The sequence below is a fragment of the Syntrophotalea acetylenivorans genome (assembly GCF_001887775.1).
Lineage (GTDB): Bacteria > Desulfobacterota > Desulfuromonadia > Desulfuromonadales > Syntrophotaleaceae > Syntrophotalea_A > Syntrophotalea_A acetylenivorans.
The window spans coordinates 607702-619224 of the sequence record NZ_CP015519.1 but is presented as its reverse complement, the minus strand read 5'-3'; the positions used below and the strand labels follow the sequence as shown (position 1 = coordinate 619224).

Here is an 11523-nt window from a genome sequence, read left to right as displayed (position 1 = left end):
GAGTCTCTATTTTGAAGAAATTAGTTAAAGGAAACGAGGCGGTGGTCATCGGCGCTCTCGTCGCCGGTTGCGACGCCTACTACGGTTATCCGATTACGCCGGCGAGTGAAATCGCCCATGCCGCCAGCGAGTATTTTCTCCCTCTTGGCAAGGTCTTTGTTCAGGCCGAATGTGAAATCGGGGCCATCAACATGGTCTTCGGTTCCGCCTCCTCCGGTCTACGCACTATGACGGCCAGCTCCGGCCCCGGCATCAGTTTGAAAATGGAGGGGATTTCCTATCTGGCCGGTGCAGAGTTGCCCTGCGTTATCGTCGACGTCCAAAGGGTCGGTCCCGGTCTCGGCAACATCGGCCCGGAACAGAGCGATTATTACCAGGTGGTCAAAGGCGGAGGCCACGGCGATTACCGGGCCATCGTCCTGGCACCCGCTTCGGTGGAAGAAACCTATCGGATGACCATAGAGGCCTTCGATCTGGCCGATAAATGGCGTACTCCGGTTTTCCTGCTTACCGACGCTACCTTGGGGCAGATGATGGAACCGATCGACGTCCGGCAGGAGCCGACTCAAAGAAGTGAAAAGCCCTGGGCCCTCGACACAAAACCGGAGAGCAACAACAACCTGGTCACCTCGATCTATCTCGATTTTGACGATATGGAAGTCCACATCAATCAGCTCCATGACAAGTACCAGCAGATCACTGACAGCGAAGCCAAGGCTGAAGTCTACGGTGCCGATGTCCCAGACATCGTCCTGACAGGTTACGGTATTACCGGCCGGATGCTGCGCAGCGCCGTAGACCTGCTGAAGGACCAGGGAATCAACGCCACCCTGGTCCGGCCACAGACTCTCTGGCCCTTCCCCACCAAGGTTTATCAGCAAGTTGTTAAATCGGGGGTCCCGGTCTTATCGGTGGAATTAAGTCGTGGACAGTTTGTCGAGGATGTGCGCTTGTCCCTGCCAGGACATTCGGTAAAACATTACGGCCGGGTCGGTGGTAATCTTCCTGGTCTGGATGAGCTGGTTGAACAGGCCAAACTGTGTCTAGAGGAGGCGAAAAATGTCTAAAGTATTCGAAAAATCGACCGCATTCTTCGACACCTTTGAGCGCAAGCCGAGCCTGCAGAAGACCACCCACTACTGCCCCGGTTGCGGCCACGGCACTCTGAACAAAATCATCGCCGATCAGGTCGCTGAACTAGGTATTCAGGATCGCACCATCTATGTCGGTCCGGTCGGTTGCGGGGTCTTCATCTATTATTACTTCGAAGGTGCATGCGCTTCTGCCGCCCACGGCCGGGCCTCGGCCGTTGCCACGGGCATCAGCCGCGCCAACCCCGATGCGATCACGGTCTCCTACCAGGGGGACGGCGACCTGGCCGCCATCGGCACCAGTAACGCTATCCATGCAGCCAACCGTGGCGAGAACATGATTGTCTTTTTCGTCAATAACAACATCTACGGCATGACCGGTGGTCAGTTGGCCCCGACCACGTTGATCGATCAGACCTCAACCACCTCCCCCACCGGACGCACCGTTAAAAATGACGGTTTTCCACTGCAGATGGCTGAGATGATCGCCGGGCTGGAAGCACCGACTCTGGTCGCCCGGGTTGGCGTCAACAACCCCAAAAACATTCGGCAAGCAATCAAGGTAATCAAACGCGGCCTGGAAATTCAGCGAGACAAAAAAGGTTATGCTTTTATCGAAGTGCTGTCACAATGTCCCACGAACTGGAAAAAGAATCCCGTAGAGGCCTGCGAGTGGATCGACGAGGTAGTCAGCAAGCAATACCCTTTCGGCGTATTTAAGGATATTGCAGATGAGGGGGAAGCGGTAGAACGTCCTTGCGAGAGGGTAGAATTTGCTGCGGTGGCTGAACAGCTGGGATTGGTGGACAAGGTCGATAAAGGCGACCAACAGATTGAAATGCCGCGCGATGAAATGCGCTTCAAGTTTGCCGGGTTCGGCGGCCAGGGAATCCTGTCCCTCGGCATGATGATGGCGCAAATGGCCATGCAGCGCGACATGGAGGTCACCTGGTTACCCTCCTACGGCCCGGAGATGCGCGGCGGTGTGGCCAACGCCTCGGTGGTGGTAAGTAAAAACACCATCGGCTCTCCGATAGTTGACGATCCAAATGTGCTGGTCGCCTTGAATCGCCCTTCCCTAGAAAAATTCGGGCCACTGGTGCAGGCAGACGGGCTGATTATCTATAATAGCTCTTTGATCGATCAGGTCCCACCAGATCTCAAAGGTAAGGCTTTCGCCCTTCCGGCGACCGATCTGGCAACAGAGGCCGGTTCAGCAAAGGCTGCCAACGTTGTGGTGTTGGGATTTTATGCGAAAATATCCGGAATGTTCAGTCTGGATGACTTGAATAGCTTCCTTGGAGAAACCTTTAAGAAACCAGCTTTGGTCGACATCAACCTGAAAGCTGTTAAAGCTGGTTGGGATGCGGCAGGAGAAACAAAATTGTAACGGGGAATTATAGCTGTTATTCAACAGAGGTCCTCAGAATTATCTGAGGACCCCTGTCTTTTCAAACCTAAGGAATGTGCTGTCCAGCCAGTCAAGGTACCGCTTAATTGCGAATCACCCCGATAACTCGAGGGGTAAAGTCACTTCTAAGCTCAGCCTTGCGTGTATGATGATGAAGTATGGGATATTAATTCACAGACCCTAGTTTTCAAACGACGCAGCACAAAATTTCAAGATAGAGTCAACCCCAACTTCAACGACAGAACCAAGAGTTTTAAGCGGCAGAAACCGTCCTCCCCTCCGCCCATCTGCGCATCTGATCGATTTTTTCTTTCATGGTCAAAGAAAGAGGTCGGGTGCCCTTCAGTTCCTGAAGTATGTCATCCGTAGTAAGTTTGCGGCGCCCTGAAAAGGCGGAATACAGGGCGGAGACAATGCCCTGCTCTATCTCTGCCCCGCTGAACCCTTCCGCTGCGGTGGCGAGAGCCTGAAGATTAAAAGCGGCAGGATCCCGCTTGCGCCGTTGTAAATGAAGGCGGAAAATTTCAGCCCTTTCCTGTGTTTCCGGTAAGTCCACGAAGAATATTTCATCGAACCGCCCTTTACGAAGCAGTTCGGGCGGAAGCAAAGAGATGTTGTTGGCGGTTGCCACGACAAAAACCGGAGCCTTTTTCTCCTGCATCCACGAAAGAAAAGTCCCCAGCAGGCGAGCCGAAACGCCGCCATCGGCATCTGAACCGCTGGGGGCTGTAAAGGCCTTCTCAATTTCATCGATCCATAACACCACCGGGGCAAGGGACTCGGCCAGGCGAATCGCTTCCCTTACATTGGACTCCGTTTCGCCAATAAATTTAGAGTAAAGAGAACCGGTGTCGAGTCGCAACAAAGGCAGCTCCCAGGCCTGAGCGATACCCTTGGCCATCAAACTCTTCCCGCACCCTTGAATACCTAGCAGCAACACCCCCCGTGGTGGATCGATACCGAAACGCTTCGCTTCCTCGGAAAAGGCGTCTTTTCTTAGATTCAACCAGTCTTTGAGATTGTTCTGACCACCGATATCGTCAAACTTTTCCTGATGAGGAAAAAATTCGATCAAACCAGATTGGGAAATCTTTTGTTTTTTCGCACTGAGAATCAGCGGCAGATCATCAGCCGCCAACTTTCCATCTTGGACAATAGCCCGGGTGAGCACCCTTTCCGCTTCGTTGAGCGTTAGGCCTTGAAGACACTGTACGAGCTTACGCTCAGTAGCAACATCGATCTCGACAGCAACATTTCGCCGTTTGGACACGCTGCGGACCACTTGGATCACAAGTTTTTTCAGTTCTTCTGCACAAGGCAGGGACAGCTCAAAGAACACCACATCTTTGGCCAACTCAGGAGGAATGTCGAAATTTGGTGCAGTAAGAATGAGGGACTTTCGCTTCTGACGGAATACATGACAAATATCCCGTAATTTTCTTACCGTGACAGAATTTTCAAGGTAACAATGCAGGTCCTTCAGCAGGTAAACCGCCTCCAGAGAGGAAGAAGAAACAAAGTTCAATGCCTCCATCGCACTCTTGGTCTTATATACCGCTTGCGGTTCTCCCCGTCTGGTTACCCCCTCAGTAGCCACCCAGTGAAAAAATGGAAGTCCCATGTTTTCGCAGATACCGGCAACGATGTCCTCGGCACGGGCTTCTTCGTGGGTTTCAATGCATATTATGGGATACTGCGAGTCTATGAGGATCTCAAGATCGTTGAAACGGTCCATGGACTTTCCCCTGAATTGAATGATGTCACAGAAAAGGTTTCACAGATAGACAACGGTATTAAGAACAAGTAGTTATAATGAAAAACAAAGTCTTTCTAACATGCCTTGCATACCAAAGTAAAACAGGAACATCCCCCATAACCTGGTTTCCTGTGTGACTTCATATTTTATGGATGCATCAACGATACTTCTGAACCTGCAGTAGCAGTATCGCATTGACTTCCTTATGGAAAAGGATTCTATTGAAAAGTGCTGGCACCGTTGGTGAACCAGCGGTTTTTTATCCGCAAGACGGGCGCAACAAATAATTGATATCATGAACGAAACTTCGAAAAATATGCAGTTGAACGCAACGGATCACCACGGTCAAGGCGGCCTGCGCGAGATGATCGCTCTGGCCCTGCCCATGGTCATCTCCCACGGCTGTGAAACAGCGCTTATCTTTACCGACCGGGTTTTTCTGTCCCGCCTCGGTCCAGTGCCCATGAGCGCGTCCATGGCAGGAGGGCTGGCCTCCTTCACGATGATGACCTTTTTTATCGGTCTAATTGGTTACGTAACCGCTCTGGCGGCCCAGTACCTGGGGGCCGGACGCAAGGAAAAGAGCGCCCTGGTGGTCAGCCAGGCGGTACTGATCTCGCTATTGGCGGCACCGCTGATCCTGGCGGCGCGACCGCTGGGCCATGCCTATTTCGAATTCATGAATCTGCCGGCGCAGCAGTTGGCGCAGCAGCGCGTCTATTTCGACATCCTGCTCTACGGAGCCGTCCTGGTTCTGTTGCGCACCTGCCTGAGCAGCTTCTTTTCAGGCATCGGGAGCACCCGGGTGGTGATGTTCTCTGCCATGGTCGCCATGGTGGTCAATATCATCGCCAACTATGGGCTGATTTTCGGCAATTTAGGCCTGCCCGCTCTAGGTTTGAAAGGCGCCGCTTACGGCACGTTATTCGGCAGCTTCTGTGGTTTGCTTGTGCTGCTGGCAACCTACCTGGGGCGTGCTAATCGCCACGAGTACAACGTTCTGAAGGCTCTACGCTTCGACCGGGCGGTCATGTCCAAGCTGTTGCGCTATGGGTCGCCGGCCGGAGTTGAGATGTTTCTCAACCTGGTCGCTTTCACCACAATGATCATGATCTTTCATGGTCACGGTCCGGTAACGGCAACAGCGGTGACTATCGTTTTTAATTGGGACTTGGTTTCCTTCGTGCCGCTGCTCGGCATCCAGATCGGGGTAGTCAGCCTGGTGGGCCGTTACATGGGAGCCGGTCAACCGGATATTGCCCAGCGCGTCGCCCGCTCTGGACTCAAAATGGCCTGCAGCTACTCGCTGGTGATTCTCTTTCTGTTCGTTGCCCTGCCGGGAGCACTGGTGACGATTTTTGAACCCCGCCAAGCTGATGTTCTTTTCAAACAAGCTGCGCCCCTGGCAACCAGCATGTTGCGCCTGGCCGCATTCTACGTCCTGGCCGAGGCGGTTATCGTGGTATTCAGCGGCGCTTTGCGCGGCGCAGGCGATACCTTCTGGGCCATGTGTGCCTCGGTGACCCTGCACTGGCTATTGGTGCCGGTGCTGGCTGTGTTTCTCAAAGTACTGGCCCTGCCGCCCCTGGCGGCCTGGTTGGCGCTTGTTGCTTTTATTCTGATTTTCAGCGGAGTGTTTTATCTGCGTTACCGAAGTGGTAAATGGAAGGCCCTGGCTGTGGTGGGGGATGGTAGCTAGTGCCTAAAGCTGACAGGAGTTCCGTTTTGGGGGAAATTATGGGGAGTGTCTCCCCCTTTTCACCTGTAAGCGATACTTGCGGGGGATAATTGCGAGAATTCTAGTCAAGCTCGGAAAGTTAAATTGTTCCGACCCCGGGAGCTACTTCCGGCAATATTTCATGGTTGGTCAAAATTTCATCAAAGCCAACCGCAGCCGCCCTCCCCGCCGTGACCCCGCACGGGGGAAGAAAAGCCACGACAGATGCGCCCCTATTGTGAAAGTGCCGAACAATGGACGACCGAAACAGGGGCAGGCCAGAAACAGAGGGAGGCAAGGCATAGGTTTTGCCGGACTGAATTCCACCGAGAGCAGGAACTCCGGACAGCGCGGCGAGGCCAGCCCGCCAACATTCCAGCTGACGTGGATAAAACTGCAGCCCGGGAAAATGCTTGCCTGCAAGCGCCTGATGGCCGGCATCCCAGGTCAGCATCTTGGCGTTATGAATAATTTTATCGACCAAGTTTTTAGCTTTAGCCCAACGGGCCAGGGCCAGAATGGTTTTTTCGCCTGCCTCCGGCTTGATGTCCAGCACCCATCGGCACTCGGAAAATTCGGTGGCAAAATCGTCGAAGAACATCACCGAGTTTGCATCATCTATTTGCTTGTTCGAGGAGACGGAGGCATTGGGACCAGGGCGTGTTTTATCAGGGGACCTCAAGCGAATACTGGCCAGTTCCGCTGCCGTTAAGTCCTGCACCCTGCGCCGGTCACCGGCAAGACGCCTCAAATCAGGATCGTGGACCAGGGCGATACGCCCGTCCCGGGTCAGTCTCAGATCGGTTTCCAGGCAGGAAAACCCATGATCGACGGCGGCGCAAAACGCGGCCCGGGTGTTTTCAACGGTCTTTTTCGCGTAGCCGCGATGGCTTATCCAGATGGGCTTTTTGAGCATTGTTCCCCTTTTGCGACGGTGGGTTCTGTGATAACCCGGCCAACCTCAGTGCCTCCTATTATAGTTGAGGCAACCACATCTTGCCAAGGGTTTCTCTTTTCAGCAGGGACCGCTACTGCAACAAATCTTGAGATAGAAACAAAAAAGGGGCGAACTGCGGTTCGCCCCTTCCCTTCACGTCTACATTTTCCAAATCAGCCCATGCCGCCGAGCTTTTCCAGAATCTTGTTGCTGCGGGCCAAAAAGGCTTCCATCTGCTCCTTGTCGAAAGAGCGCTGGCTAAGCATGGCCAAGTCATAGACCTGCTCGACGAGCATGGTGGCATCTTCCTCTTGCTTGGCATCCTGCAGCTTGATAATGTTCTGCACCACCGGGCTCTTGAGATTGACCATCAGAGTGTGCTCGGCAAACATGTCGGGCATGTCAGCGTCCTGGCTCATGGAGCGGGTCATCTCCTTGAAGCGACGGGTCTGCTCCGAGAGCAGGATCATACCGGAGACGCTGTCGTCCTTGAGGCTTTCAACTCGCACCTCAAGGCCAGTGGCTTTAAGGTGTTCTTCGAAGAAGGTCTTGACCTGCTCGGTCTGCAACTTTTGCTCGTCGGGACCGGCCAGCTCGATCTTGCGGTCTTCTTCCAGCAGGTTTTCGGTGACGTCGGAATCGACGCGTTCCCACTTGATCTCGCTGTTCTTCATCTCCAGGAACTGGATGAAGTGGCTGTCGATCAAAGCGTCGAGAAGAACAACCTCCATGTCCTGGCTCTTGAAGAGCTTGATGTAAGTGGCCTGGGCCGCCTCGTCGTTGGCGTAGTAGACCTTCTTGTCGTGTTTCGCGGCGGCGCGAACCAGGTATTCGTCCAGGGTGGCGTACTTGCAATCGTCGGTGGTGCGGAAGATAACCTGGTCCTTGATCTTGTCGTAAAACTTGTCTTCGCGCATCATGCCGTACTTGACGAAGGTGTGGATGTCCTCCCAGATTTTGCTGAAGGCCTCCCGGTCCTGCCGGGCCAGGTCGTTGATCTTGCTGGCAACCCGGCTGGTGATGACCTCACGGATTTTGCGAACCTGGGGTTCGTTCTGCAAGTAAGAACGGGATACGTTCAGGGGCAGATCGGGGGCATCGAGGCAGCCCTGCAAGGGGGTGAGGAATTCGGGAATCAACTCGGGGCAATTGTCGGAGACAAACACCTGGTTGCAAAAGAGCTTGATGTGGCTCTTTGCCACGTCGAATTCAGTAGTTAGGCGAGGAAAGTAAAGAATTCCCTTGAGGTTGAAGGGGAAGTCGACGTTAAGGTGAATCCAGAACAGGGGCTCGTCTGCCATAGGATAGAGCTTGGCGTAAAATTCCTTGTACTGCTCCTCGGTCACCTCGCTGGCCGACTGGTTCCACAGCGGCGCGCTGTCGTTGACCTGATCACCTTCAAGTTTGATCGTTACTGGCAGGAAGTTGCAGTAGCGCTTGACCACTTCGCGTACCTTGTTCGCTTCGAGGAACTCCTTTTCCTCTTCTTCGAGATGAAGGATGATCTCGGTGCCACGGTCTTTTTTATCGATCTCCTCCAACTCGTAGCTGGTGGTGCCTTCGCAGGTCCAGTGAGCGCCGGCGGCATCCTTCTGATAGGACAGGGAGCGGATTTCGACCTTGTCGGCGACCATGAAGGCGGAATAGAACCCGAGGCCAAAGTGGCCGATGATCTGGTTCTTGTCCTCCATGCCCTTGAACTTCTCGACGAATTCCTCGGCAGAGGAGAAGGCGACCTGGTTGATGTACTTGCGGATCTCATCGGCGGTCATGCCGATGCCGTTGTCCTTGATGGTTAAAGTGCAGGCATCTTTGTCGATGCTGATGTTGACCTCATAGTCCTCGGCCAGTTGCAGGCCTTCGACAAGGTTGACATGTTGCAATTTGGTGATGGCGTCAACAGCGTTGGAGACCAATTCCCGCAGGAAGATTTCCTTTTCGCTGTACAGCCATTTTTTGATAATGGGAAAAATGTTCTCGGTATGAATAGAAATATTGCCCTTTTCGGGCGCGTTTTGCTCGGCCATGTTCGGTCTGTCCTCCTGAAATCATGAGTTTGTTACGGAAAGCAGAGCCAAATGTAGGCATGGAGAGACCGTTTGTCAACCTTTTGGGGCTTTAAGGCGTAACGAGTAATGAGTGATCAGTAAATGGTGGCAAAAAATCGAGAAGAAGGATTCAGGCGTTTGTTTACCTTCGCGTGCTTCGCCGTTTCTCGTGAGACAGGGGCGGAAATATTCTTTTTCACGCGAAGACGGAAAGAGAATCCTTGTTTCCTGATTTCAGATTAGAAAAAAGGACGCCCGCCATTTTAGCAAACGTCCTTTTATATTTACGGCTATTATTCATGCGATTTACAGGACCTTGATCACCAGCACCCGCAGATCTTCCGAACCGGTATTGGTCCAGCCACGCATCTCATCCGCCGGGATTTCAATCAGGGTGTTGGCTCCAAGATTCGCGCTCTCCTCCCCTACTTCAAGGGTTCCGCTGCCCTCGAGCACATAAAAAATGACATCAAAGGGGTTGGGATGCTTTGCCAGTTCCTCGCCGGGCTTGAAGCACAGATGGATGACCTCGGTTCTCTCCGAAGCAAAGAGTTTGTGTGCTGCAATATTGATGGGTACCTGCTCGGCATCTTTAAGATGGATTGAATTCATATCGGTCCTCTCTTTCGTGATTAACTATTTTATCTTACCGCAATTCAAAACCAGGCTCACGCTAGTTCGCTTCGCTCACTAAAGCCGCAAAGTCGCCAAGGGAATCAAGACCTTTCCTTTTCGATTTTGTCTTTCTTTGCGCCTTTTGGTCTTTAACGACTGTAAGGAGCGGGTGTGAGACAGATTACATATAGGTTTTAACAGCTTTTGCCTCTCGGAAAAAGTGGGCGGCGAGGGGGATCGCCGCCCGATACGAATGGGAGGTTATGCTGTTGTTGCTTCTTATCAGCCAAGAATCGCCTTCAGGTCCTCTTCGGCAGTGGTGATGGGAGCAATATTAAAATTCTCCACCAGGAAGTTGAGGACGTTGGGGGTGAGGAAAGCCGGCAGACTGGGTCCAAGCTTAATGTTCTGAATACCGAGGTGCAGCAGGGTCAGGAGGATAACCACCGCCTTCTGCTCATACCAGGAGAGAATCATGCTCAGAGGCAGGTCATTGACGCCGCAGTCGAAGGCGCCGGCCAGAGCGACCGCGATCTGGATCGCGCTATAGGCATCGTTGCACTGACCGATGTCGAGCAGACGCGGGATACCGCCGATGTCGCCGAAATCAAGCTTGTTGAAGCGGTATTTGCCGCAAGCCAGAGTCAGGATAACACTATCCTGTGGCACTTTTTCAGCGAACTCGGTGTAGTAGTTGCGTCCGCTCTTGGCACCGTCGCAGCCGCCGATGAGGAAGAAATGTTTGATATCGCCGGCCTTGACCGCTTCGATGACCTTGTCGGCGACACCGAGTACCGCATTGTGACCAAACCCGACCAGGATCTCTTTGCCAGGAGCTTCGGCCACATCGGGGCAAGCCAGAGCCTTGTCGATGATGGCGCTGAAGTCGAAACCATCGATGTGGGTCACGTCAGGCCATGCCGTGCAACCCCAGGTAAAGAGCCGGTCCTTGTAGGAGTCCGCTGGTTTCTGAATGCAGTTGGTGTTAAAGATGATCGCACCGGGGAACTGGGGCAGCTCTTTCGCTTGGTCCTGCCAGGCGCCACCGAAATTGCCGGCGAGGTGGGCGTATTTTTTCAAACCCGGATAGCCGTGGGCTGGCAGCATCTCGCCGTGAGTGTAGACGTTGATGCCCTTGCCTTCGGTCTGCTTAAGCAATTCTTCGAGCATTTTCAGATCGTGACCGGAAACCAGAATGCCTTTGCCGGCCTTGGTTCCGGTATTAACGGGCGTCGGTACGGGATGACCGTAGTTGTCGACGTGACCTTCATTGAGCAGCCCCATGACGGTCAGGTTGTGCTTGCCGCATTCCATCGACAGGTTGACGAAATCCATCAGGCCGAGCTCCGGGTCGCAGGTAGCGGCCAGGGCTTGTTCGATAAAGGCGGTGACTTCGGGATCGGTCTTGCCGAGGATACGGGCGTGATCGGCGTAGGCGGCCATGCCCTTGAGGCCGTAAATAAGTATTTCCACCACGGAACGAACATCGGGATCGCTGTGCAGTTTTTCGATGCCGACCTGCTCGCCCTGAGTTACCAGGTCCGCTGCCGGAACCCAGGACGGGGCGCCATTCTCAAAAGTTCGTGCCTTGATGCCGTGGGCCTCTTTAAAGGCGTCCTCGTACAGTTTCTGGGCTTTATTTTTAAGTTCGGCACAACGCACGATAATATTGGCAAGACGGGCCGCATCGAAATCAACGTTGGTCACCGTAGCAAACAGCCCCTCAATCAGAAAAGCGTCGAAAGCAGGATCGGTAGCACCCAGCTTACGGGCTTTGCTGGCAAAAAATCCGAGCCCCTGCAGGCCGTGCAGCAGATTGTCCTGGAGCGCTGCCACATTGGGCTGTTTACCGCAAACTCCTACTTTATTACAGCCGGTACCGTTGGCTGCTTGCTCGCATTGATGACAAAACATGTGTTTCTCCTTTGCTGAGGAAAAATAGAAATCT

Annotated in this window: 8 protein-coding genes; 3 read left to right on the top strand and 5 right to left on the bottom strand. The window is 53.4% G+C overall.

The window, feature by feature from the left end:
• Positions 1 to 11: 11 nt before the first annotated feature.
• Together vorB and A7E78_RS02875 are read left to right on the top strand one after the other, a co-directional pair.
• Positions 12 to 1067: a 3-methyl-2-oxobutanoate dehydrogenase subunit VorB gene (vorB, locus tag A7E78_RS02880; RefSeq protein ID WP_083552583.1), complete on the top strand. Its 1056-nt coding sequence runs from the start codon at positions 12 to 14 to the stop codon at positions 1065 to 1067.
• Entirely contained in the window at positions 1060 to 2481 is a 1422-nt protein-coding gene (locus tag A7E78_RS02875; protein WP_072282830.1) for a 2-oxoacid:acceptor oxidoreductase family protein, read from the top strand. The genes vorB and A7E78_RS02875 overlap by 8 nt, the downstream gene beginning before the upstream one ends.
• 274 nt (positions 2482 to 2755) lie before the next feature.
• Here A7E78_RS02875 and A7E78_RS02870 read toward each other — a convergent pair whose 3' ends face one another.
• The gene (locus A7E78_RS02870) at positions 2756 to 4237 is read right to left on the bottom strand and encodes an AAA family ATPase (protein ID WP_072282829.1); all 1482 of its coding nucleotides are present in this window, start codon (positions 4235 to 4237) and stop codon (positions 2756 to 2758) included.
• Positions 4238 to 4553: 316 nt separating this feature from the next.
• Here A7E78_RS02870 and A7E78_RS02865 point away from each other — a divergent pair, with 316 nt between their 5' ends.
• Positions 4554 to 5957: an MATE family efflux transporter gene (locus A7E78_RS02865; protein ID WP_072282828.1), complete on the top strand. Its 1404-nt coding sequence runs from the start codon at positions 4554 to 4556 to the stop codon at positions 5955 to 5957.
• Positions 5958 to 6075: 118 nt separating this feature from the next.
• On the opposite strand, the gene A7E78_RS02860 is transcribed toward A7E78_RS02865, so the two are convergent.
• The 4 genes from A7E78_RS02860 to hcp all read right to left on the bottom strand — a co-directional run bounded on the left by A7E78_RS02860 (position 6076) and on the right by hcp (position 11489).
• Positions 6076 to 6891, bottom strand: coding sequence for a glycerophosphodiester phosphodiesterase (locus A7E78_RS02860; RefSeq protein ID WP_072282827.1), 816 nt, complete (start codon positions 6889 to 6891; stop codon positions 6076 to 6078).
• A gap of 194 nt (positions 6892 to 7085) precedes the next feature.
• Complete coding sequence (htpG, locus tag A7E78_RS02855; protein ID WP_072282826.1) at positions 7086 to 8939, bottom strand: molecular chaperone HtpG; 1854 nt, start codon at positions 8937 to 8939, stop codon at positions 7086 to 7088.
• Between the two features lie 327 nt (positions 8940 to 9266).
• Positions 9267 to 9572, bottom strand: coding sequence for a cupin domain-containing protein (locus A7E78_RS02850; protein WP_072282825.1), 306 nt, complete (start codon positions 9570 to 9572; stop codon positions 9267 to 9269).
• A gap of 285 nt (positions 9573 to 9857) precedes the next feature.
• Entirely contained in the window at positions 9858 to 11489 is a 1632-nt protein-coding gene (gene hcp / locus A7E78_RS02845) for a hydroxylamine reductase (protein WP_072282824.1), read from the bottom strand.
• Between the last annotated feature and the right edge of the window lie 34 nt (positions 11490 to 11523).

What these genes read in the sequence shown, in the direction of transcription:
- A7E78_RS02875 (WP_072282830.1), top strand. Translation starts at nt 1,060, where the DNA reads ATGTCTAAAGTATTCGAAAAATCGACCGCATTCTTCGACACCTTTGAG.
- A7E78_RS02865 (WP_072282828.1), top strand. Translation starts at nt 4,554, where the DNA reads ATGAACGAAACTTCGAAAAATATGCAGTTGAACGCAACGGATCACCAC.
- A7E78_RS02870 (WP_072282829.1), bottom strand. Translation starts at nt 4,237, where the DNA reads ATGGACCGTTTCAACGATCTTGAGATCCTCATAGACTCGCAGTATCCC.
- A7E78_RS02860 (WP_072282827.1), bottom strand. Translation starts at nt 6,891, where the DNA reads ATGCTCAAAAAGCCCATCTGGATAAGCCATCGCGGCTACGCGAAAAAG.
- hcp (WP_072282824.1), bottom strand. Translation starts at nt 11,489, where the DNA reads ATGTTTTGTCATCAATGCGAGCAAGCAGCCAACGGTACCGGCTGTAAT.
- A7E78_RS02850 (WP_072282825.1), bottom strand. Translation starts at nt 9,572, where the DNA reads ATGAATTCAATCCATCTTAAAGATGCCGAGCAGGTACCCATCAATATT.
- htpG (WP_072282826.1), bottom strand. Translation starts at nt 8,939, where the DNA reads ATGGCCGAGCAAAACGCGCCCGAAAAGGGCAATATTTCTATTCATACC.